This window comes from Desulfofundulus luciae, from assembly GCF_030813795.1.
Taxonomy (GTDB): Bacteria; Bacillota; Desulfotomaculia; order Desulfotomaculales; family Desulfovirgulaceae; genus Desulfofundulus; species Desulfofundulus luciae.
Genome location: NZ_JAUSUX010000008.1, coordinates 96986 through 119653, shown reverse-complemented (window position 1 = coordinate 119653; position 22668 = coordinate 96986). Strand labels below are relative to the sequence as shown.

The 22668-nt window shown below is 55.6% G+C and carries 25 protein-coding genes and 1 pseudogene; 1 reads left to right on the top strand and 25 read right to left on the bottom strand.

All coding sequences use genetic code 11. The features are described from left to right. Positions 1-238 precede the first annotated feature (238 nt). The 7 genes from rd to J2Z49_RS06795 all read right to left on the bottom strand — a co-directional run bounded on the left by rd (position 239) and on the right by J2Z49_RS06795 (position 6528). The gene (gene rd / locus J2Z49_RS06825; protein WP_307401207.1) at positions 239-934 is read right to left on the bottom strand and encodes a rubredoxin; all 696 of its coding nucleotides are present in this window, start codon (positions 932-934) and stop codon (positions 239-241) included. A 234-nt stretch (positions 935-1168) separates the two neighbouring features. Then, entirely contained in the window at positions 1169-2341 is a 1173-nt protein-coding gene (locus tag J2Z49_RS06820) for an FprA family A-type flavoprotein (protein WP_307401204.1), read from the bottom strand. A 174-nt stretch (positions 2342-2515) separates the two neighbouring features. After that, entirely contained in the window at positions 2516-3031 is a 516-nt protein-coding gene (locus J2Z49_RS06815) for a CGGC domain-containing protein (RefSeq protein WP_307401214.1), read from the bottom strand. A gap of 125 nt (positions 3032-3156) precedes the next feature. Further along, a complete protein-coding gene (locus J2Z49_RS06810; protein ID WP_307401201.1) occupies positions 3157-3507 on the bottom strand; it encodes a LapA family protein in 351 nt (116 codons plus the stop codon). A gap of 61 nt (positions 3508-3568) precedes the next feature. Continuing rightward, the gene (locus J2Z49_RS06805; protein ID WP_307401199.1) at positions 3569-4666 is read right to left on the bottom strand and encodes a tetraprenyl-beta-curcumene synthase family protein; all 1098 of its coding nucleotides are present in this window, start codon (positions 4664-4666) and stop codon (positions 3569-3571) included. A 66-nt stretch (positions 4667-4732) separates the two neighbouring features. After that, positions 4733-5866 (bottom strand): D-alanine--D-alanine ligase, encoded by a 1134-nt coding sequence (locus tag J2Z49_RS06800; RefSeq protein ID WP_307401196.1) that lies wholly within the window; start codon positions 5864-5866, stop codon positions 4733-4735. A gap of 311 nt (positions 5867-6177) precedes the next feature. After that, the gene (locus J2Z49_RS06795) at positions 6178-6528 is read right to left on the bottom strand and encodes an aspartyl protease family protein (RefSeq protein ID WP_307401194.1); all 351 of its coding nucleotides are present in this window, start codon (positions 6526-6528) and stop codon (positions 6178-6180) included. 230 nt (positions 6529-6758) lie between these two features. Between J2Z49_RS06795 and J2Z49_RS06790 the strand changes: the two genes are divergently transcribed. Further along, a complete protein-coding gene (locus J2Z49_RS06790; protein ID WP_307401190.1) occupies positions 6759-6992 on the top strand; it encodes a putative signal transducing protein in 234 nt (77 codons plus the stop codon). 361 nt (positions 6993-7353) lie between these two features. Here J2Z49_RS06790 and J2Z49_RS06785 read toward each other — a convergent pair whose 3' ends face one another. From J2Z49_RS06785 to cysS, 18 genes and pseudogenes are all read right to left on the bottom strand, one after another. Then, a complete protein-coding gene (locus J2Z49_RS06785; RefSeq protein WP_307401188.1) occupies positions 7354-9276 on the bottom strand; it encodes an aconitate hydratase in 1923 nt (640 codons plus the stop codon). A gap of 87 nt (positions 9277-9363) precedes the next feature. Continuing rightward, positions 9364-9561, bottom strand: a complete 198-nt coding sequence (locus J2Z49_RS06780) for a hypothetical protein (RefSeq protein WP_307401217.1) — start codon at positions 9559-9561, stop codon at positions 9364-9366. A 53-nt stretch (positions 9562-9614) separates the two neighbouring features. Continuing rightward, positions 9615-9692 (bottom strand): annotated as a pseudogene (locus tag J2Z49_RS06775) (hypothetical protein); the annotation flags it as partial. A 169-nt stretch (positions 9693-9861) separates the two neighbouring features. Next, positions 9862-10194, bottom strand: coding sequence for a DUF3870 domain-containing protein (locus J2Z49_RS06770; protein WP_307401185.1), 333 nt, complete (start codon positions 10192-10194; stop codon positions 9862-9864). 93 nt (positions 10195-10287) lie between these two features. Further along, positions 10288-11502, bottom strand: a complete 1215-nt coding sequence (locus J2Z49_RS06765; protein WP_307401182.1) for an MFS transporter — start codon at positions 11500-11502, stop codon at positions 10288-10290. 214 nt (positions 11503-11716) lie between these two features. After that, the gene (locus J2Z49_RS06760; RefSeq protein WP_307401178.1) at positions 11717-12274 is read right to left on the bottom strand and encodes a 2-oxoacid:acceptor oxidoreductase family protein; all 558 of its coding nucleotides are present in this window, start codon (positions 12272-12274) and stop codon (positions 11717-11719) included. Between the two features lie 20 nt (positions 12275-12294). Then, entirely contained in the window at positions 12295-13116 is an 822-nt protein-coding gene (locus J2Z49_RS06755; RefSeq protein WP_307401175.1) for a 2-oxoacid:ferredoxin oxidoreductase subunit beta, read from the bottom strand. Beyond that, the gene (locus J2Z49_RS06750) at positions 13100-14260 is read right to left on the bottom strand and encodes a 2-oxoacid:acceptor oxidoreductase subunit alpha (protein WP_307401172.1); all 1161 of its coding nucleotides are present in this window, start codon (positions 14258-14260) and stop codon (positions 13100-13102) included. The genes J2Z49_RS06755 and J2Z49_RS06750 overlap by 17 nt, the downstream gene beginning before the upstream one ends. Further along, positions 14257-14478: a 4Fe-4S binding protein gene (locus tag J2Z49_RS06745; protein ID WP_307401169.1), complete on the bottom strand. Its 222-nt coding sequence runs from the start codon at positions 14476-14478 to the stop codon at positions 14257-14259. The genes J2Z49_RS06750 and J2Z49_RS06745 overlap by 4 nt, the downstream gene beginning before the upstream one ends. Before the next feature lie 284 nt (positions 14479-14762). Further along, positions 14763-15404, bottom strand: coding sequence for a 2Fe-2S iron-sulfur cluster-binding protein (locus tag J2Z49_RS06740; protein WP_307401167.1), 642 nt, complete (start codon positions 15402-15404; stop codon positions 14763-14765). 106 nt (positions 15405-15510) lie between these two features. Then, positions 15511-17409, bottom strand: a complete 1899-nt coding sequence (locus J2Z49_RS06735; RefSeq protein ID WP_307401164.1) for an NADH-quinone oxidoreductase subunit NuoF — start codon at positions 17407-17409, stop codon at positions 15511-15513. Between the two features lie 4 nt (positions 17410-17413). Then, positions 17414-17944 (bottom strand): NADH-quinone oxidoreductase subunit NuoE, encoded by a 531-nt coding sequence (gene nuoE / locus J2Z49_RS06730; RefSeq protein ID WP_307401160.1) that lies wholly within the window; start codon positions 17942-17944, stop codon positions 17414-17416. Positions 17945-18098: 154 nt separating this feature from the next. Then, positions 18099-18437, bottom strand: coding sequence for a nucleotide pyrophosphohydrolase (locus J2Z49_RS06725; RefSeq protein ID WP_307401158.1), 339 nt, complete (start codon positions 18435-18437; stop codon positions 18099-18101). A 120-nt stretch (positions 18438-18557) separates the two neighbouring features. Then, positions 18558-19202: an RNA polymerase sporulation sigma factor SigH gene (sigH, locus tag J2Z49_RS06720; RefSeq protein ID WP_307401155.1), complete on the bottom strand. Its 645-nt coding sequence runs from the start codon at positions 19200-19202 to the stop codon at positions 18558-18560. 245 nt (positions 19203-19447) lie between these two features. Next, on the bottom strand, positions 19448-19960 hold the full coding sequence (locus tag J2Z49_RS06715; RefSeq protein ID WP_307401152.1) for an NYN domain-containing protein: 513 nt from the start codon (positions 19958-19960) through the stop codon (positions 19448-19450). After that, positions 19938-20708: a 23S rRNA (guanosine(2251)-2'-O)-methyltransferase RlmB gene (gene rlmB / locus J2Z49_RS06710; RefSeq protein ID WP_307401151.1), complete on the bottom strand. Its 771-nt coding sequence runs from the start codon at positions 20706-20708 to the stop codon at positions 19938-19940. The genes J2Z49_RS06715 and rlmB overlap by 23 nt, the downstream gene beginning before the upstream one ends. Further along, positions 20701-21108: a Mini-ribonuclease 3 gene (locus J2Z49_RS06705; RefSeq protein WP_307401212.1), complete on the bottom strand. Its 408-nt coding sequence runs from the start codon at positions 21106-21108 to the stop codon at positions 20701-20703. The genes rlmB and J2Z49_RS06705 overlap by 8 nt, the downstream gene beginning before the upstream one ends. A gap of 20 nt (positions 21109-21128) precedes the next feature. Then, entirely contained in the window at positions 21129-22580 is a 1452-nt protein-coding gene (cysS, locus tag J2Z49_RS06700; RefSeq protein WP_307401148.1) for a cysteine--tRNA ligase, read from the bottom strand. Positions 22581-22668 lie beyond the last annotated feature (88 nt).

Here is a 22668-nt window from a genome sequence, read left to right as displayed (position 1 = left end):
CTTATGGGGTTCTTGTTCATCGGGCCGTGGTTTTGCCGCCGGCTTCCTTCGGATTCCACCTCGCGATGGACACCCTTGCCTTTGGCTAGCAGACTGGTGCTGCCTCGCCTGCAGTGGACTTTCACCACCAAGTTAACGCCCATGCCGGGCGCACAAGAAAATCGCCTTGCCACACGGCAAGGCGATTTTTGGAACGTTTATGGAACGAGCTTGGCTATAAATTTATTAAGGGAAAATGTCACCTTTCCTTCTCAAACTCCCCTTTACTCACTCCACAAACAGGACACGTCCAATCGTCGGGAAGTTTTTCAAAGGACGTTCCCGGAGGTACACCGTTTTCCGGATCGCCTACTTCCGGATCGTAAACGTAACCGCAGACAGAACATACGTATTTATCCATTTTTACAGTCACCTCTGCTTGTTTTTGAATAAAGGTGGGAGCGGTTTTAGGAATACTCCCCCTTTTTACCTGGTGATAGTAAGCATAGGTCATGGGAGTACCTTCTTTTAACACTTTTGCATCGGTGAGTTCGCCAATAAAAATGGTGTGCGTTCCGGCATCCACTTCCAGAATTACCTTGGCCTCCAGGTAGGCGAGAACATGTTCGGCGGGGTAGGGTAACCCGTTTTGACTGAGTTCATACTTCAGGCCGTCGAACTTATCCACTTCCCTGCCGCTTTTAAAGCCAAAGCGGCCGATTAAGGAAAGAGGGGCCTCCTGGGCTAATACGGAAACCGCAAAAACCCTGCTTTCCTTGATAAACCCGTGGGTCAGGTTTTGCTTGTTAATACTCACGGCAATTGTCGGTGGCTCATTTGAAATTTGAAACACCGTATTGGCAATCTGGCCGTTAAAACGGTCACCTTTTTTAGAGGTGATAACATAAAGACCGTAACTGATCTTGTGCAGGGCTTTGGAGTCCAGAAAGACCATCCCCCTCTGGCATTTAAAAATTTACCTTATTGCCGTCTCTTCCAGGCGTTCCATAACATAACGACCGCCCGCACCCGCTGCTGGTTAAAATAGCTTTCCCCCGGGCATTCACTCTTCAAACGCAGGCCCTTTGTGGCGGGTGCCCTTTACCGGGGGTTTACACTCCAGCTACAGCATCCCCCTACATCAACTAACTTTTCCCGGTCCTGCGGCATGTTCAAGTTTGCACTCCAGCTACAGCACCTCCCCCAGCTTACGTCCCATTTCCCTCACCGCTTCCAGCTCGTCCTCACCGGGGACATACTGAAGGTTGACGACATCCAGCGGCACTTCCCAGCCCATCGATTGCATAAACGCCTTTACTTCTTTCGCACCCTGACCACCCCAGCCGTAAGAACCAAAGGCAAACCCGATCCGGCTTTTCGGCCTCAGTCCTTTAAGGTAGGTGAGAAAAGCACTCACGCTGGGCAGCATGCCGTTGTTCAAGGTGGGCGTGCCAATTAAAATGGCTTTCGATACAAGCACGTCGGGCATAATCTCCGAGATGTGGCTGGTCTGCAGGAACCTGACCGTAACGGGAATACCCGCATCCTCCAGGCCGTCCTGCAGGGCCAGAGCAATTTTCTTCGTAGAACCCCACATGGTATCGTATACTATAAGCGCTTTCTTCCCGGTTTCGTGATTGGCCCACCGGCGGTAAACCTGTAAAATCCGGGGCAGGAAGGAGCGCCAGATCACCCCGTGGCTGGGGGCAATCACGTCAATGGGCAGATGGGAAACAACATCCAGGGCCTTGTTTACCTGGTCGCCGTAGGGCAAAACGATATTGGCGTAGTACTTTGCCGCTTCCTCGTGAACCACATCCCATCCCAGCTCATCATCAAAACGTTCGATGCTGGCAATGTGCTGTCCAAAGGCATCGTTGGGCAAAAGCAGTTTCTCTTCAGGAATATAGGTGACCATTGAGTCGGGCCAGTGCACCATGGGAGTGTGCACAAACTTTAAAGTGCGGGAGCCGATGTTGAGTTCGTCACCGGAATTAACAACCACAAAATCCCAATTCCTTTTGTAATGCCGCTCCAAACCCTTTTTCCCCTGGGGCGAAGTTACGATTTTGGCACCCGGGGCGAGATCCATTATTTTGGGGACGCTGCCGGAATGATCCATTTCCACATGATTGACCACCAGGTAGTCGATTTTGGCCGGGTCCACAACTTTTTTGATCCTGCTCAACATCTCATCAAACAGGTAGTGTTTGACTGTATCCACCAGCACAATTTTTTCATCCACAATCAGGTAGGCATTATAGGTGGTTCCCCGCGGAGTGAGATAGCCATGAAAGTAACGCAGGTCCCAATCGATGCCGCCCACCCAGTATATTTTCGTTTTGATTTCCACCGGTTGCATGATTATTGTATTCCCCCTTTTGTTGCATAGATGAGCCAGTTAGTTATATCCCACCGCTAAACCGTACAAAGCTACAGCGAAAACGTTTTTGCTTTCTTAATATAGAATTCAAGATTGATAACTGTTTTCCTGTATGCCCGCAAAAATTTTTTGGAAGAACTGGCACGCGGTGCATCAGTGGTGCGTCCCCTCGATGACCTCCACACCTTTGGCCTGGATGGTCTTCTTTATCTGCTCCTTGAAAGGACACCTGGGATAGTCCCCCTCCAAAAGCATGCATGAGCTCAAATGAACATGGGTGAGATCGTAGGGCAGCAATTTTTCCACCAACCGGGAAACGCGGCGTCCGCAACATCCTCCGCAGGTGAAAAAGCCGATCAGCTCGGCATCGGGGCCGTAGCGGGCAAAGTGCTGCTCCCTTTTGTTGAAGCTGTTAAGACAGCCCACGCCCGGGCAGACCTCGGAAACAATGTTGCAGCGTACCACGGCAATCCTGGGTTTGGCCGGCGGGGGGGCATTGGGATCCCGGGCGGTCATTTTGCTCCGGGCTTCCATAACCTCGTTCATGGTGATTTCCTCGACCCCTTTTTGCCTGGCCCACTCCTCCACCTTTTTCCTGGCTTTTTCCCGCACAAAAAAGGGAACGTTGTTCATATACTGCAGGGCCTCTTTGGTCCATTTCACCTGCATCATCCTTTTTTCCCGCTGGTCTGGTATTTATCAGGACCCATTATAGGGTATAAAATTAAGACGGACAATGAAATAGATCACAGGGGATGGCGGGAGGTTTCACCATCTCAAGCAAAGGTACCGTTTTATTTTTCAGGACCCGCCCCAAACGGGCCGGAAGCAGTATCCGGCGACTCCCTGGCCGGAGAAAGCTTAGCCACCTTTTTACAATCGTCGAGCTCGCCCCGTAGCTTCTGGACTTCCCCTTCCAGGCGGCGGATGTAAAGGTATCTACGGAAATACCACCATACACCCAGGAACAGTACCGCCAGGGCACCCGCCATGGTGGAAAACAGGATCACTAGCACCTTGGAGATGCCATCCAGGTGCCAGAACAAGAAGTTTATGCTAACCGGCTCGAGATTCTGGACAGCAAATACTGCCACCAGCACGGCCAAAACCAGGGCCAGGACAAAGTAGATCTGCGCCTTACTCATTCCTCTTACACCCCCCTTACTAATTATCATATAAATCTGAAATCTTTTACGCAGGCCGCGTTTAAACAATCCCCACTTTCCGTAAAAAAGCGCACAAGCGGTACAGCCGGCGGGCAGCGGGGCCGCCGCTGTCCAAAAGCAGGCGGCTGGTGGCCTGCAGGCCCTGCCCGTCTACCTTTGCGTCGGACAGGTACATGGCTAGAAGGCCCTGTACTACGGTCATGTGGAAAAAGGAATCGGGTAGTTCCGCGGCCAGGGCCAGGGACCGGTCCACAAAATACTTCAGGCGCCCGGCGGCCTGTTGCCCGTCCCGGTAATAGGAAACAAAGTTTAAGTCGCCGCCTTCCACATCTTCCTGCTGGTCGATAAGGTAATCCAGTAAAATGTGCAACCCGCAGATCCAGGGAAAATAGGCGGCGGTGACTCTTTCCACCTCGTCCGTGGTGTAACTCCCCCTGGCCGCCAGGGCGAAGAGGGCAAAGATGCCAATGGTTGAACCGGTGGCCGCAGCCAGCTCCCACCAGTAGAGCCTTTCCGGAAGGCTTTCCAGCAAGGGTTCCAGCCAGGTGGTCAGACTTTTCACCCTTAGAGGCCACTGGATGTGCTTGTACACCTGAAGCTGACAATAGAGTTCGGCCAGCCAGCAGGCCCTTTCCCGCAGCGGCCCGTAGGCGGGCAACCGGGCCAGGGCCTGCTGGCAGGAGCGTACCAGTTCCTGCAGGTACCCGCCGTCCTCCCGGTAGGGGTAGAGGACATAATAATCGCACCCCGACGCCCCGGGACAAAGGGCGTCCACAAAGGCCCGGTGCAGTCTGTGAAAGGCCTCCCCGTCCTGCACCCCCGCCCGGTCGCACAAATTATCCAGGTAGTCGCTGATCGTCTGCAGGGCCACAATGGCCCGGATCAACTCCCGGCGGTGGTTGCCGGTCCAGGCGCTGAAGACGCTGCCCCCCTGGCAGTGAAATGCCTTGGCACCAATGCTGGCCAGGGCCATCTGACGCAGGTGCGGCTCGGGACAGCGTAACGCCATCAGTCTCCAGTTTTTCAACTCCCGGGCCACCCCCGGAAAGGCCAGAAAAAGAAAGCGTCCCATTAATGCCAGCCGGGCTACCGCTCCCCATTTGCCCGGGCAGGGTTTTGATTCCGAGCAGGTAAACATGGTACCAGCTCCCCTACGACGTTGTGTGCAATGGTATTTTTTCGGTCCCGGACAAGGGTTACGCGGTTAAAACCGGCCGGTTTTAACCGGCGGCCCCGGCGGCTGGAAGGTGGTCCGGGACCGGTTTTTTTCCCGGTGCCTTTCCAGGGCCAGCTCAATAAGCCGGTCCAGCAAATCCTGATAAGGGATGCCGGTGACCTCCCACATCTTGGGATACATGCTGGTGCGGGTAAAACCGGGAATGGTATTGATTTCGTTGATCAGCACGGCCCCGTTATCCCGGCGCAGGAAAAAGTCTACCCGGGCCAAACCGGCACAGTCCAGGGCCTTAAACGCGCGGATCGCCAATTTTTGCAACTCCAGCATGGTTTCTCCCGGCAACTGGGCCGGTATAACCAGCCGGGATTTTCCCTCCACGTATTTGGCTTCATAATCGTAGAACTCGTTTAAAGGAATGATTTCCCCCGGCAGGGAAGCCATGGGATCATCGTTGCCCAGGACGCTTACTTCCACCTCCCGGACATCCGCAAATTCCTCCACGATAATCTTGCGATCGTAGCCGGCGGCTAGGTCTATGGCCTCCCGCAGTTCCTCCCGGTTCCTCACCTTTGATATGCCCACACTGGAACCCAGGTTGGCTGGCTTGACAAAGACGGGATAACCCAACTGTTCCACCCTGTCCAGCACCGCCTCCGGATCCCGCTCCCAATCACGGCGCAGGAAGTGGCAGAAACGCACCTGGGGCAGGCCGTGCCGGGCAAAGACGGTCTTCATCATTACTTTATCCATACCCACTGCCGAAGCCATCACCCCCGCCCCTACATAGGGGATGTTGGCCAGCTCCAGAAGTCCCTGGACGGTACCATCCTCGCCAAAGGTACCGTGCAATACCGGGAAAGCCACATCGATAGGACACAACTGTTCCACCCTTACGCACCCGTCCCCCACAGGAGCCAGGCCCCCATAAGTGGGGTCCGCCAGCAGAACGACCCTTTGTCCCAGTTGCTCCGGGTCCTCTCCGGCCAGCAATTGTGCCGGCTCAATGCCTGCGAACCATTTTCCTTCCGGAGTAATGGCCACGGGAATAATCTCGTACCTTTCCTTATCCAGGGCGCCAATCACCGAAGCTGCCGAGTTTAAGGAGACCTGGTGCTCTCCCGAACGCCCGCCAAAAATGACCGCCACCCGTTTTTTTGCCATCGACCGTCCTCCCCACCATAGTTTTGTAATAATCTATTCGAACTTGCTCTTTTTTAGATTTATTTCCCATCAATGATACCGGAATATCATAAGTATACCACAAAAAAAGGGCGGAATGGGTTCACACCGGGATTATAACCGGCCGCCGACTTAAAGAAACGAAGAAACCCCAAGGGTAGCAGACCCCTTGGGGCTTATTTACTAGATGCCGGCATTCAAACAAACTGATCTACTGACCATACCAGTGGAAGACTGAACCCCCGGAGCTTAATAACAGGTCCCTATCCCGGTAAACTGTCAGGCACCACTCGCTAAAGGGCCATCCGCATGGGCTGGAGAATCCGGTTGAACGGGTTTAAAACCAAACCGAGAATCTCCAGCGTAACCACTCCCAGCAAGGCCTCATCCCCCGGTTCACCAAGGATAACCGGCGTATGGGCTTCTCCATGGGGAAGGATTATATAACACTCCGATACGTGTCTTTCCATCTCGGTACCATCGGCCAGGATAAAGGTCATTTTTCTTTTGGGTACCAGTTCGATCTTCTGCCAGACATCCAGGGGAAGCAAGGAGTATTTGGCCCCGCTGTCCACCAGGAAACTGACCCTGGCTTCCTTGCCAGTGGGTCCGATTACCGTACCCTCGATATACGTGATGCCCATGTTCATCTCACCTACCAGGAGGTTTTGCTACCACATTTTATCTCCCGGCAACCAGACCTGTCAACCGGGCCTCTGCTTTTTACGCCCTCACCCGGCCGGCGATACGCCGCCCCAGGGCCCCATACTGGTACCCGGTTTATTTTACTTCCTGACCACGACGTTATTCTAAGGGCCAAAATGGTATACAAAAATGCGGCCGGGCCGGAAAGAATAATTAAAAAAAGAATGAGGTGGGGGAAGTGGCCTGGGAAAAACTGTGTACTGCCGCCAATGACCTGGAAGCGGACATGATTGCCGGCCTGTTGAATCATGCCGGCATCCCCACCCAGCGCAAATATTCCGGCATCAACCGCTGCTTGAAGGTTATCATGGGTCCGGTAGTCGCCCTGGAAATATGGGTGCCGGCGGCAAGAATCCAGGAAGCCCGGGAGATCCTGGCCGCCTTCACCCAAAATCAGGCATAGAGTGGCTCTTTTACAGGAATTAACGTCTTTCAGCCGTGGTTGCTTCCCAGTCCGTGCGGGAGGAAAGGTTATATTTGGCAATTTTGCGGGGCGGCTTGTTTTGCCCCCGGCGACACCGGCCAAAATACGCGCCGCTGCGACCATGCCCATGTAATTATCCCGGGCCAGGGGAAATACTGTTCCGCAGCAGGTCCATTGGGGCAGCTCGGCCAGCTCCAACCCCAGAGCGGCCAGGGAGGCCCGGGTAGAATTATCCAGACCTCTTGCTTTATTGTATAACGCATCGGGCTCCTTTAATTATTTCCGGATACCGTACCGTCCTTATTTCATGTCAAGCACTGATGCTCCCTGTTACGCATGTCTAGCCCCTGCGCGTATAATTAAGCAAGCCTCCCGCCAGGATGATCTCCACCTGCCGGGGCGTTAGCTGCGTCCGTGCTTTAATGGTAAAATTACGGGTGACATTTTTAACCTCCAGGTCCGCTCCGTCTTGCAGTGCCTGGTGTATCTGATCGATCTGCAGCACATCGTCCTGCTCCAACCTGTCGTAATCTGCAGGTTCAATGAAGGTGAGGGGCAGAATACCAAAGTTGATCAGGTTGTCCCGGTGAATGCGGGCAAAGGATTTGGCCAGCACGGCTTTCACACCCAGGTACATGGGAACAAGCGCGGCATGCTCCCGGCTGGAGCCCTGGCCGTAATTTTCCCCGCCCACGATAATCCCGCCTCCGGCCTCCCTGGCTCTGCGGGAGAAAGAAGGATCTACGGCGGCAAAAACATACTCGGCCATGGCCGGGATATTGGAACGCAGGGGCAATACCTTGGCCCCGGCAGGCATAATGTGGTCGGTGGTGATGTTGTCGCCTACCTTAATGAGCACCCGGCCCTGTATGCTCCGGGGTAGAGATTCAGCCACCGGCAGGGGCTTTATGTTTGGACCGCGCACGATTTCCACGTCATCCGGGTTATCAGCAGGGGGTAAGATCATGCGGTCATCCACATGGAATCTTTCAGGCAGCGCGATTTCCGAAGGGTCGCCCAGTTCCCTTGGATCGGTCAGCCTGCCCGTAAGGGCAGTTGCTGCCGCGGTTTCCGGGCTTGCCAGGTACACCAGGGCATCGGCCGTACCGCTGCGTCCCTTGAAGTTCCGGTTGATGGTCCGCACCGAAACCCCGCCGGAAGGGGGGGCCTGCCCCATGCCAATGCACGGCCCGCAGGCGCACTCCAGGATCCGGGCACCGGCGGCCACCAGATCCGCCAGGGCACCGTTTTGTGCCAGCATGGCATATACCTGCCGGGAGCCGGGGGCGATAACGAGACTCACCCGGGGATGCACCACTTTCCCCTTGAGAATGGCCGCAACCTTCATCAGGTCCAGGTAAGAAGAGTTGGTACAGCTACCAATGACCACCTGGTCCACGGCCAGCGGCCCTACCTCGCGCACGGGCTTTACGTTGTCGGGACTGTGGGGGCAGGCCACCAGGGGCTCCAGGGTGCTTAAATCAACATCCAGCACTTCATCATATGCGGCATCCGGATCCGGCCCCAGTTCCACCCAGACCTCTTCCCGGCCCTGGGCCCGTAAAAAGGCCCTGGTTACTTCATCACTGGGGAAGATGGAAGTGGTGGCTCCCGTCTCCGCCCCCATGTTGGTGATGGTAGCCCGTTCAGGCACGGTAAGGTATTTGATCCCTTCCCCGCCGTACTCCAGGATCTTGCCCACCCCACCCTTAACGGTAAGGCGGCGTAAAACCTCCAGGATCACGTCCTTGGCCGTGGCCCACGGCGCCAGCCGGCCGTGCAGCCGGACGTTGACCACCCTGGGCATCACCATATGGAAAGGACCTCCGCCCATGGCCACCGCCACGTCCAGACCACCCACCCCAATGGCCAGCATGCCCAGGCCCCCGGCCGTGGGGGTATGGCTGTCCGATCCCAGCAGGGTTTTGCCGGGTACGCCGAACCTTTCCAGGTGAACCTGGTGGCAGATACCGTTACCCGCCCTGGAGAAATAAGCCCCGTATTTAGCCGCCGTACTTTGTAAAAACCGGTGGTCGTCGGCATTTTCAAAGCCGGTCTGCAGGGTATTATGATCCACATAAGATACGGAAAGTTCGGTTTTAACCCGGGGGATGCCCATAGCCTCAAACTGCAGGTAAGCCATGGTACCGGTAGCATCCTGGGTAAGAGTTTGATCTATCCTGATGGCGATCTCCTGACCCGGTTGCATGGTACCGGAAACTAAGTGATTGAGCAGGATCTTTTGGGTGAGATTATAGCCCATAAATACCACCTCTTCTATTGGAGTAACGAAACCAGGCCGCTTCCAGCGAAGGGTAAATGCTTATTATCCAATTATATCATTAATAATTTAACTATAGCGACGCTCTTTAACTTCGGGACGGGTATAATCGGGAAGCAACAGCGGTGAGACGCGCCCCTTTTCAATGCCTTCGGCAGCCAGTTCCCGATGATAACGGCGCACGTGTTCCAGCGTAAGCTTTCCAGGTGAAGGACCCCCCTGGCAAAAAGCGCCGCTGCCTGTCCGGCCCGCCGGCCAAAGACACAAATGTCCACCAGGGAGTTCCCGCCCAGGCGGTTCCTGCCCTGCACTCCTCCCGCCACCTCGCCGGCCGCAAAAAGGCCGGGTATATCTGTTCTCCCTTCCGGATCAATTCCCCAAACATCACTCCCCTGCACGAATATAAGTAAAAGTCCAAACCAAACCAAAAATCCGAAAATAAAAATAGGTAACCGTTGACGCCCGGCGTACAACTGGCTACCTATCTACTCGCACCGCCCGATCGCTCGGGCGATTGTAGATATTACAGTTGACGACCCTAATTACGGGACGCTGACTTATTTTATACTACCTGGCCTTTTGACTTGCCTGCCCGGCACCGTTAAGGTAAGTCCGGTACAAGTCTTTGAGGGCGGCAATTAGGGCATTCTGCGCCGCCCCGTGATAATATTCTTTAATTTCCTGAATTGGCCCTTCTATGCCATCTAAAAGGCTGTGGCCCACCAGAATTGATCTGATATACTCCTGAGCCAGCGGAGTAACCAGTGTGCAGGATGCCTGAACAATAACGCCGTACTTCCGATCAATTTCCGCTACAATGGCCAGCGTGCCGTATATACCCTTGGCGGCCATACCCTGGGGAAGACTGGCATGGCCGGCCACAAACACCGTCTTTTTCACCTTCAAGCCTCCATACCATCCCCGCTGAAAGCATTAAAGTCCCTGTTGTAAATTTTTTGAAAACCGACTTAATAGTGTATTCGCCATAAATATTTAATTTTCCTCCTGCCGGGGGTTAAAAATTTTTCTGGGTTCCATCAGGGATTTAACCACCCACACCGCATTGATCAGTAACAGTGCACCGGTAACCGGGAAAACGGCATGCACACTAAACCGGGCGGCAATCAATCCCCCGGTCAGCGGCCCGGCAAAATTGCCCAAAAAAGTGGCGCTGGAAATTATGCCGTAGGCCTTCCCCCGCTTTTCCTTCGGGAAAAGGTGCCCCACTATGGCATTGGCGGACGGGAAAATGCCAGCCATGCAAAAGCCCAGGAAAAATCTTAAAATGCCCAGTTGCCAGGGGGAACTGGCCAGAGTTTGGGCCAGATACAGAAGACCCGCACCGGTAAGGGACAGAACCAGGGTTAACTTATAGCCGGATCTGTCACTGCGGCGCCCCAGCACAGGGGCGCCCAGCACATTGGCCACACCCGTGGAAGCAATGACTATCCCGGCAATTAAGGACAGAAAGCGCTCATCCTGGTATAAGGATTTCACAAAGATAGGTACCATTGGTTCCACAATACGTACGGACAACTGGGCAATGAAAATAACAACAAAAACAACCCAGAGAGGGGTTTGTCCGGGGGAAGATCCATTTTTCTCCGCCGGATCGCGAATATCCCGTACGGTGCAGCCAGGGCCAAAACTTTCCCTGATCAAAATATAAACCATTACCGCAGCCAGGCCATTAATCAATGTAATCAGATGGAAAACCTGATGGTACCCGTAAAGGCTGGCTATTACTCCACCAAACAGGGGGCCTGTTATGGTTCCCGCCACCTGGGCCGTTTGCAAAAGCCCAAGGGCATAACCCAGGTGCTGTTCGGGCGTGTTCACCGCCACCAGGGCAATGGCTGCCGCATTAAAGCCACTGAAGGCCCCCATCAAAGCTCTGATGGCCGTAAACTGGTAAACATTCTGCGCCAGACTTAAAAAGACGGCAAATGTCGCCAGGGCAACCAGTGAACGCAGAACCATAATTTTACAACCAAGGCGATCCGTCATATTCCCCCACACCGGGGACATAATGGCCGAAGCCAGAAAATTGGCCGAGGCAATGATACCCGTCCAGACGGTTACGGCTCCTGGTTCTGTAACGCCCAGTTTCTCAATATAGAAGGGAAGAAAGGGCATGATCAACTGCATTGAAGACATGGCCAGAAACTGGGTCAGGCACAGAACATACAAATTTTTCTTCCATAGCAATCTTTTTCCCCCCGATGGCCCCCGTGGTCCAATTCAGCCCGTAATTAAGAAACTGTCGCAAAAGCAGCCGGAAGGAAATCTTCCCCGGACTGGCGACAGTATCAATTACAGCCCTATTTATTTCTTCTGCACCGGGAGTGTTTTCCCTCCCGCAGTTTCTGGCAGCCAAATAATTTTCTGGTAATGTGTTCCCCGTCTGGAACAACCCTTCTTTTTAAGCCGGAACCTTTACCGAAGAGGCCTTCGCCATTTCAAACCCCGCTTCCAGGGCCTGCATGTTCAAGGTTTCGGTACCTTTGGGGATGCGGAAAAGCAGCGCCTGCTGCAGCGCCCGGCGGGAAACGGCGCCGGTGAGGCCCACCAGGACGCCCAGGGCCACCATGTTGGCCACCAGTTCCTTGCCGGTCCTTTCCCGGGCCAGGCGGCTGATGGGGAAGCTGTACACCCGGGCGGGAGTGGGCGGCACATTTTTCACGTATGTGCTGTCCACAATCAGCAGGCCGCCCTTTTTGACTTTCCCGGCATATTTATCGGCCGCATCCTGGCTCATGGCCAGGACTACATCGGGCAAGACCACCTTGGGGTAATCAATTTCACCGTCACTGATAATCACTTCCGCCTTGCTGGCGCCACCCCGGGCTTCCGGGCCGTAGGACTGGGCCTGTACGGCGTTTTTGCCGTCCCGGATGGCCGCATCGGCCAAAATCACCCCCGCCAGAATCAGGCCCTGGCCACCCGAACCGCTCAACCTGAATTCTATCGTTCTGGACATTTTACTCATCTCCTTTGCTCTCACTGGTTTTTGCTCTTTACCCTGGCAATAATTTCTTCGTACATGGCGGTGTATTCGGGGGCTTCCCCCCTGTACAACTCACCAATGATTATTTTATCCTGAAGCTCCTCCGGGTTCATTTTTTCCGCCTGTTTCACCGTTACCGCGTGTTCCTTCTGCCAGAGAAGCATTTGCAGCCCGTTGCCCATTTTGTTGCGCCGCCCGTACCCCACCGGGCAGGCGGTAATGGCCTCAATGACACTGAAGCCCTTGTTTCTGGCTCCGGCCACAATCAGTTTTTCCAGCATGGTGGCATGATAGGTGGTGGTCCGGGCTACATAGGTGGCGCCGGCACCTTTAGCCAGTTCGGCAATATCAAAGTTCCGCTCTATATTCCCGTAGGGGGCGGTAGTTGCCCTTTTGCCGGGAGGAGTAAGGGGCGAATATTGCCCCCCGGTCATACCATAGATGCTGTTGTTGAAAATGATGGCCGTGAGGTCTATATTGCGCCTGGCCGCGTGTATAAAGTGATTGCCGCCGATGGCCGTGGCGTCGCCGTCTCCCATCAGGACGAAGACATCCAGTTCAGGCCTGGCCAGTTTGATCCCGGTGGCAAAGGCCAGCGCACGACCGTGGGTGGTATGCAGGGTGTTGAAATCGAGGTAACCCGCCGCCCGGGAGGAACAGCCGATGCCGGAGACCACCACAGTTTTGTCCGGGTTTAAGCCCAGTTCCTCAATGGCCCTGACCAGCGCCGCTAAAACTATGCCGTTGCCGCAACCGGGACACCAGATATGGGGAAACCGGTCAGACCGCAGGTGGGATTCAACCTGACTGAGCATCTGATGTCACCTCCTTGACGGCGGACAGGATTTCGTCAAAGGTGATCAGTTCCCCGTTCAGCCGGTTAACCCCCGTCACCCTCACCCGGCCCTGCACCGCCCGTTCCACTTCTCCCTTGAGCTGGCCCAGGTTCATTTCGGCCACGATGATGTGCCGCACCCGGACGGCCAGTTCCGCCACCTCTTTTTCCGGGAAGGGCCAGATGGTTACCGGCCGGAACAGCCCCGCCTTGATCCCCGCCGCCCGGGCGTCTTTGACCGCCCGTTTAGCCGATCTGGCCACCGCACCATAGGCGACCACAACTACTTCCGCATCCTCCAGCTGATAACCCTCTACGGTAACCACATCATCCAGATGATCGTAAATTTTCCGGTGCAGCCTCAGAATTAAGCTTTCAGCAACCCGAGGGTCGGTGGTGGGGTTGCCCTGCTCATCGTGCACCAGGCCGGTCACGTGGTAACGGTAACCGTCTCCGAAGTTGGCCATGGGCGGCACGCCGTCTTCATCGGGACGGTAGGGGTAATAATCTTTTGGCTCCCCAGCCGGCTTTTTACGCTCAATTATCTCCACTTCCCCGGCCCGAGGCAGCACCACCCGTTCCCGCATGTGACCGATCACTTCGTCCATGAGCAGGATCACCGGCACCCGGTACTTTTCCGATAAATTCACCGCCCGGATGGCCAGCATGTACGCCTCCCGCACCGAGGCAGGACAGAGGACGATAACCGGGTGATCGCCGTGGGTTCCCCACCTGGCCTGCATCACATCCCCCTGGGAGGGAGCGGTGGGAATGCCCGTACTGGGACCCCAGCGCTGCACATTGACAATCACGCAGGGAATTTCAGCCATAGCAGCATAGCCGATGTTTTCCTGTTTCAGGGAAAAGCCCGGGCCGCTGGTGGCCGTAAGGGCCTTCACCCCAGCCAGGGAAGCACCGATTACCGCGGCCATACTGGCGATCTCATCTTCCATTTGGATGAACTTACCGCCTAACCCGGGCAGGCGCTCGGCCATCAGCTCGGCAATCTCCGTGGAGGGGGTGATGGGGTAGCCAGCAAAAAAACGCACGCCGGCTGCCAGAGCCCCTTCCACCACAGCCTCGTTGCCCTGCATCAGACGGGCCATTTCCACCACATCGCTCATTGTTCCTTCACCTCTATGCCAATGGCAAAGTCCGGGCAGTGGATTTCACACCGTCCGCAGCCGATGCACTGGCCGGGATTGGCCACCGCGACCTTGCCGGAATCATCCAGGACCAGCACTCCTTTGGGGCACAGGGCCACGCAAATCCCGCAGCCCTTGCACCAACTCTGGCGCACCTCTATGTTCACAGCTTGTGGAGCGGCTAGAACTTTAGCCATTGCCATCACCTCGCGCGGTTTGGAGCCTTTACTTGATTATACACGCAAGAGTTGTGCCAGACTCTTTGTAATTGCTGGCGGTTGGGGGAATAAGCGGCAGGGCCTTGAGCCGTCCAGGCAGCAGAAAAAATAAAGCAGGAAGAAAGTACTTCCTGCGGCAGTATTTTTTCAGCATCCATCTCAAAGCGAAACGTGAGTTTATCTCATTCTGCGACGATGGGGTAAACTTTGGCAGCATTACAGCTAAATTCGGTACTTCCGGTATTGATCTCAAATTGGGAAGATCAGACCTCTTTCCCCGTCAAGGCACCCACGGGACAGACTCTGGTACATTCGCCGCAACCGTTACAGCCCGACTGGCCAAGGGGAACATCCCCAAAGGTGGTTACTTTGCGCTCGAATCCCCTTCCGGCAAAACCCAGCACTCCGGTACCTTTTTCCCGGCAGACCCACACACACCGCCCGCAGAGGACACATCTGTTGGGGTCGTAGCGCAATACCGGGCTGGAGTCGTCCAACGGCAAGTTCCGTTCCAGCTTTCTCAGCCGTTTCACCCGCAGGGGGAAGCGGCGTTCCCGGGCAATCCTTTGTAATTCGCAGGAGCGGTTGCGGGGACAGGTGGCGCAGTCCAGGCGGTGATTGGACAAAAGGAGCTCAAAGGCCGTACTCACCAGCCGGTCGACCCGCGGGCTGCGGGTGGACACCACCATGCCTTCCACCACGGGCTCGGTGCAGGCGGTCACCGGACGCGGGTAGCCCTCGATCTCCACAAAACACAACCGGCAGGCGGCAGCCGGGTGTTTTACTCCGGGAATGGCGCAGAGGTTGGGAATGTAGATGCCGTTTTCTAGGGCCACCCGGAGCAGCTTTTCCCCTTCCCGCGCCTGCACGGCCCGGCCATCTATGGTTAAGGTGACTGTTTTCATGTTGAATCCTCCGGCTATATTTTTACAGGATCATGTGGTCAGTGAACCTGGTTGGATGCGGGGCTCGGCTCAATGTCGCTCGCTCAGTGCAAAACGGCGGCCATTTTCATCCTCTGTTGGTAGCACCCCTTTCGGCCACCAGCTCCGGCGGCGAGAGCTTGATGACCGCTTTATACTGGGGCGGGCATGCTTCCAGGCAGCTTGCGCACTTAACACATTTCTGCTGATCAATAACTTTAATGCGGTCCTCGTTGGGGTAAATGGCCTCCACCGGGCAACTGCCCACGCAGGCATCACAGGAGCGCTCGCATTTTTCCGGCAGGATGTAATAGGCAATCAACTCCCGGCACATCAGCGCCGGGCAGCGGCGTTCCTTGATGTGGGCCTCGTATTCGTCCCGGAAATAGCGGATGGTGCTTAAAACGGGATTGGGCGCCGTCTTGCCCAGCCCGCACAGCGAGCCGGACTTCACGTCTTCAGCCAGTTCCAAAAGAAGCTCTATATCCCCGGGCCTGCCCTGTCCCTTTGTAATTGCCTCCAGGATGTCCAGCATCTGTCTGGTTCCCAGGCGGCACATGGTGCACTTGCCGCAGGATTCCTTCTGGGTGAAATCCAGGAAAAAGCGGGCTATTTCCACCATGCAGTCGTCCTCATCCAGGATGACCATTCCGCCGGAACCCATCATGGCCCCGGCCTGGCTTAAAGAGTCGAAATCTATGGGCATATCCAGGGCTGCTTCAGGCAGGCACCCCCCCGACGGACCACCAATCTGCACGGCCTTAAAGGACTTACCTTTGGGAATACCGCTGCCCACGTCATAAACCAGTTGTCTTAGGGTGGTGCCCATGGGCACCTCGGCCAGGCCGGTATTGATCACTTTCCCGGCCAGGGCAAAGACGGCTGTACCAGGGCTGCCGGCAGTACCGGTCTCCCTGAACCATTGGGCACCCCGCTCAATGATATGGGGCACGTAAGCCAGGGTCTTTACGTTGTTAATCACCGTGGGCCTGCCCCGCAACCCGGCAGTGGCGGGAAATGGCGGCCGGTGGCGGGGCAGGCCCGGCTCCCCTTCCATGGAGGCGATCAGGGCCGTTTCCTCGCCGCAGACAAAGGCCCCCGAACCCTGAAAAACATCCACGTCAAAGCTAAAACCGCTGCCCAGGATATTGGTCCCCAAAAGGCCGGCCCGACGTGCCTGTTCGATGGCCTTTTTCACCCTTTCCACGGCCAGGGGATACTCGGCGCGGATATAGAAATAGCCCCGGCGGGCTCCCACCGTGTAGGCGGCAATGGCCAGCCCCTCCAGCACCTCGTGGGGGTTTGACTCCAGGATGGCCCGGTCCATAAAGGCCCCCGGGTCCCCTTCATCGGCGTTGCAAATGACATACTTCTCTTCCCCCGGCGCCAAACGGCAGGTTTCCCACTTGCGCCCGGTGGGAAAACCGGCCCCACCCCGCCCCCGCAGGCCGGAAGCCTTTATTTCTTCAACCACCCAACCCGGTTCCCGGGCCAGGGCTGTGGCCAGGGCGGCATACCCGCCCAGGGCGATGTAGTGCTCAATTTGCTCAGGGTCAATTAGACCACATTTGTCCAGAATAATGGGCCTTTCAATCATTCCCCGGGGAAAGTCGGTGAGGGCCGGAACCATATCGTTGGCCTCCAGCGCGGCCAGGGCAAATTCCAGGCAGGGATCGTCACCGGCCAGAAAATCCTCCACCAGCCGCCCGGCAATGCCCGCGGTAACGTAGCCGTAGCTGATGGGTGGAAAACCGGGCTTGTAAACGGTAACCAGGGGTTCCGCATAGCAATGGCCCATGCAGCCCACTTCCAGGACCTGGGCGTCAATACCGTGTTTTACAAGCTCTTCTTTAATTACCTTTAAAATCTCCAGGGCTCCGGCTGCGCGGCCGCAGGTGGCCGTGCCCACCAGAATCAGGGGCCGGTCCCGCAGGCTCTGCCAGACAGCCCTGGACTTTTGCTGCAATTTTTCAAAAATTTCTGTCACTATGCTACTCCCGCCCAATTGCTTCCCCTTCTTTCTGCTGGCCTTTTGGGATTTTTACGCCAAAGGAAAAGAGCAATCCGTCCACCCGGGTAGGGGTTACCCTGCCGTGCACCTCTTCATCGATCACCGTTACCGGTGCCATGGTGCAGCATCCCACGCAGGCCACCCTTTCCAGGCTGAATTCCCGGTCCGGCGTAACCTGGTTAACGTCAATGCTCAGCCGCCTCTTCCAGCAGTCCAGGATGATATTGCCCCCCTTCATGTGGCAGGCCGTGCCCATGCATACTTTGATCTGGTGTTTCCCCGGGGGAATGAGACGAAACTGGTTGTAAAAGGTGGCCACGCTGTAAACATCCACGGGGGGCATACCCAGGTGCCGCGCCACTTCTTCCATGGCCACCAGGGGCACATAACCCAGCTTTTCCTGTACCTGCTGTAAAATAGGAATCAGGTTACCCCGCTCACGAGAATAACTCTCCAGGATGTTCCCGGTTTGTTCTAAGGCAACCTTTTTTTCTTCTTCCGTTAAATGCATGGACATCTCTCCCGACTGACTTATTGAAAAACCGCTCAATTACCCGGTTATTCTGAAAACCTCTCCATAATCATAACGCTAAACATGTTAATGGTCAACAGTCTTAAAATTATTTTAAGAAATTATTCTGCACTTACTTTAATTAGCCAAAAAACTACCGGTACCTGCCCCGGTAGAGATCTGCAGGATATTTCCTGGCATTGGCCGCCATTTTTTGCTTTACCACCCGGGCCAGGTCAATGCCTGCGGTGTTGGCCATGGCCAGACAGTAAATCAATACATCGGCCAGTTCTTCCTCCACCCGCTCTAAAAGCCCGGGTTCCAGCTCCCGCCCGTCGGACCACTGGAAAAGCTCCATTAGTTCGGCGGCCTCAATGGCCACAGACATGGCCAGATTCTTGGGCGTATGAAACTGCGCCCAGTCCCTCTCCTCCACAAAGGCGGCCACCATATTTTTTAAATCCTGCAGGGTGGTTTGAACGTCTTCAAGCATTTGGACACAGCTCCTCACCGAAAAATGCTCGAAAATTCGACCCGAAAGCAGGAATTTGCCCTTCGAGGTCAAATATAAAAATGAAAAGGGCTACCTTCTAAAGTAACCCTTCCTGGCTAATTAGTTGTTTCGCTTTTCCAGGTACCTTTCCAGCTTGCGCTTGACTCGCTGTAAAGCGTTGTCAATGGATTTGACGTGGCGCTTCAAGTCCTCAGCAATTTCCTGGTAGGACTTACCCTCCAGGTAGGACATCAGCACTTTCCATTCCAGGGAGCTCAGGATCTCGCCCATTTTTTCTTCAATATCATAAAATTCCTCCCGGCTGATAATCAACTCCTCCGGGTCGGCAATCCTGGTACCGGAGATGACATCCAGAAGGGTGCGGTCCGAATCTTCGTCGTAAATGGGCTTATTCAAGGAAACATAAGAGTTCAACGGGATGTGTTTTTGCCGGGTGGCCGTCTTGATGGCTGTAATGATCTGCCTGGTAATACAAAGTTCTGCAAAGGCCCGGAAAGATGAAAGCTTGTCCAACCGGAAATCACGGATGGCCTTATAAAGGCCAATCATTCCTTCCTGAATGATATCCTCCCGATCAGCCCCGATGAGGAAGTAGGAACGTGCCTTGGCCCGCACAAAGTTCTTGTACTTGTTAATAAGGTACTCCAGGGCCGCGTCATCACCTTCGCGGGCGTATTCCACCACTTCCTCATCCTCCATCATGTGATAACAGCTCGCACATTCCCTCTGGACGCTCAGACTCACAATATCCCCCCCGCTTTGTGTGTCCGGCTTTCCCGCTCAAAACGCTCAACACAAAAGAAAAAGAAAAGCCTTTCCGCCGTCAATCAGAAGCCCGGGCCAACATAGATCCCGACTCTCTTCTCTTTGAACGGATCAAGGCATTCTCCCCGTACCTCTTTCTTTAATTTTGTCTAACTAATTATATCTCAGCCCCGGTAACCCGTCAAGAAAAATTAGGACTTGCTTTCGTTCCACAATCGTCCTGGCTAGTCTTTTTTTCTTCGCCAGCGTTCAAAAATTAGGCGAATTTCGTCCACCAGGCGGTTTTCTAAGTAGGCATCGGCCGGCCGGCCGCTGTCGTAATGCTTTTTCCCTTCCTCCTGCGTGCGCTGGACCTTTTTCCACAGCTCCCTGGGCGTGATCCGGTAGGCACCCCGTCCCAGGATCATCCGTTGTTCGGCCCAGTCGTAGGTAGCTACGTAGACCGTTCCCCGCCGGGACAGCTCACCAACCAGTTTCTCAATGACCGCGTCGGCAGTTTCTCCCTCGGGGGTATATATCACCTGCACCCCGTCAACGGTTTCCGACCGGTCCCCGCTATGTTTCACCTGGTGGGCATCAAAGACTACCACCACGTGCTCCCCGGTTAAAGCGGCATAATTGACTAAAATATCCACCAGCCGGGTGCGTGCATGCTCCAGACTTGACCCGGAAAGCTGTTCCAGTTCCGGCCAGGCATGAATGATATTATAGCCGTCAACGATCAGGTACTCGTCCATGGGCCCGTCTCCTCTGCCTGACCACCTCGTAGGCCAGCAGGGCCGCCGCCACCGAGGCATTTAGGGAGCCAACCCGCCCGGCCATGGGCAGTCTGACCAGTTGATCGCATTTTTCCCGCACCAATCTCCCCAAGCCTTTGTCTTCCCCGCCAATGACCAGGGCAATGGGGCCGTCCAAATGTACATCCCAGTATATGTCCCTGGCCGTCCCGCAGGCCCCGACCACCCAGAGCCCCCGCTCCTGGAGGTAAGTAATGGTCCGGGCCAGATTGGGCACCCGGGCCACCCGGACATATTCCACCGCCCCGCAGGAAGCCTTGACCACCGCCGGGGTAAGGGGTGCCGAACGGCGCCGGGTAACAACCACACCGTGTACCCCGGCGGCATCGGCCGTACGTAAAATGGCTCCCAGGTTGTGGGGATCGGTGATTTCGTTCAGCAGGATTAAAAAGGGATCTTGAGGGTACGCGGCAGCCAGGATGTCATCCACGGAAACGTATTCTTTGGCCGCCGCCACGGCTACAACTCCCTGGTGCGGGGCATCCTTAACCAGCCCGTTCAGATGGGACCGGTCCACATATTGGACGGGTATCCCCCGTTCCCGGGCCAGGTTGAGGATTTCCTGCAGGGCGCCGCTGCCGGCTCCTTTAGCCACCAGGAGCTTGTTAATGGACCGGTTGGCCGCAAGGGCCTCTTTTACCGGGTGGCGGCCGGCAATGATATTTTCCCAAGCCGCCTTTTCAGTCATCCTTTTCCACCACCTGGCGGGCCAGGGCAAGGATTTCTCCCAGCCGCTCGCTTTGCCCCGATAGATACAGGTAACCGACAAGACTTTCCAGCCCCGTACTGTAGCGGTAGCTGATCACATCGGAGCCCCGGGGTGGGTGGCCGCTCCGGGCATTGCGGCCCCGCCGGGCAACGGCAGCCTCAACTTCGGTAAGTTCATCTTTCAGGGCATGCATCACCCGGGCCTGGGTATCGGCCCGTACATATTTTATGGTTTCCTGATGCAGTTGATTCACGCAAACGATCCCCCGGGCCACCAGATATTGACGGATGGCCAGCTCATACACGGCGTCTCCAATATATGCCAGCACCAGGGCCGGCAGTTGTTCCGGGTTGGGAATGATCTTCCCGGGTAAGGACATAGCCAAGGCAACCGGTCCCCTTATCCCTGTCTCTTCCAGCGCACGCCGCCGGGCGTATCTTCCAGAATAATGCCCAGTTCCTTCAGGCGATCCCGAATGTGGTCGGCAGTGGCCCAGTCTTTCTTCGCCCTGGCCTGCTGCCGCACTTCCAGCAACAACTCGATCAGGGCTTCCTCAAGACCATCGCTTTTTGCATGCCGCCCTTCGATGAGTATGCGCCCGGTCCTTTCATCAACCCGGAAAAGGCCCAGCACTTCGTTAAAGGAGCGGAAAAGATCCATGGCCTTTTCCAGGGCCGCCCGGCAGGGAGACCCGGCGGCGCCATGCAGGTAAGCATTGACTTCCCGGGCTAGTTCAAAGCAAATGCCCACCGCCAGGGCGGTATTAAAATCGTCATCCATGGCAGCCACAAAATCCCGGTGGTATTTTTCCAGGGCGGCTATAAATTCTTCATCTTCGGGTTTTGAATGTTCCCGGGACGGCCGTTCCAGGGCCTCGGTCAACAGGCGGATGCTGTTTTTAAAGCGTTCCAGTCCCCGCCCGGCTGCAGCCATCTTTTCGTCGTCGAAATCCAGCGGGCTGCGGTAATGGGTGGAAAGGAGGAAGAAGCGCACTACCTCCGGGGGAAACTTGTCCAAAATTTCCCGTACCAGAAAGAAGTTGCCCAGGGATTTGGACATTTTTTCCTGGTTAACGGTAATGAAACCGTTATGCATCCAGTAGCGCACAAACGGCCGGCCCGTGGCCGCCTCGGCCTGGGCAATTTCATTTTCATGGTGGGGGAAGACCAGGTCAAAGCCCCCCCCGTGAATGTCGAAGTTATTCCCCAGGTATTTTAAAGCCATGGCCGAGCATTCAATGTGCCAGCCGGGACGCCCTTTACCCCAGGGGCTGTCCCAGGCCGGTTCGCCTGGTTTGGCCGCCTTCCACAGAGCGAAATCCATGGGGTGTTTTTTGCGGGGATCCACCTCCACCCGGGCTCCTGCCTGCATTTCCTCCAGGGTGCGCCCGGACAGCTTGCCGTACTCGGGAAAGGCGCTGATGTCAAAGTAGACATCCCCATCTACCACATAGGCAGCCCTCTTTTCGATAAGGGTACTGATGAGATCGATAATTTCCGGGAGGTGCTCGGAAACCCTCGGGTGTACATCGGCTGGCCGCACATTTAAGGCCCCGGCGTCCCGATAGTATTCGTCAATATATTTGCGGGCCAGGGCCAGGGCATCGACACCTTCTTCCCGGGCCCGGTTGATGATCTTGTCGTCGATGTCTGTAAAATTCTGAACATACTTTACCCGGTAGCCCCGGTACTGGAAATACCGCCGCACGGTGTCAAAAAAGACCAGGGGGCGGGCGTTGCCCAGGTGGATGAAGTTGTAGGTGGTCGGCCCGCAGACGTACATATCCACCCGTCCCGGATGCCGGGGAATAAACTTTTCCTTACGCCTGGTTAAAGTATTGTATATTTCCATGGAACAATCGCTCCTCTAAATCCACGTTATGAAGCGGCCTGTACGCCGGTCCCGAGCTCACAGTGCTTCGTTTCAGGACCGGCGTACC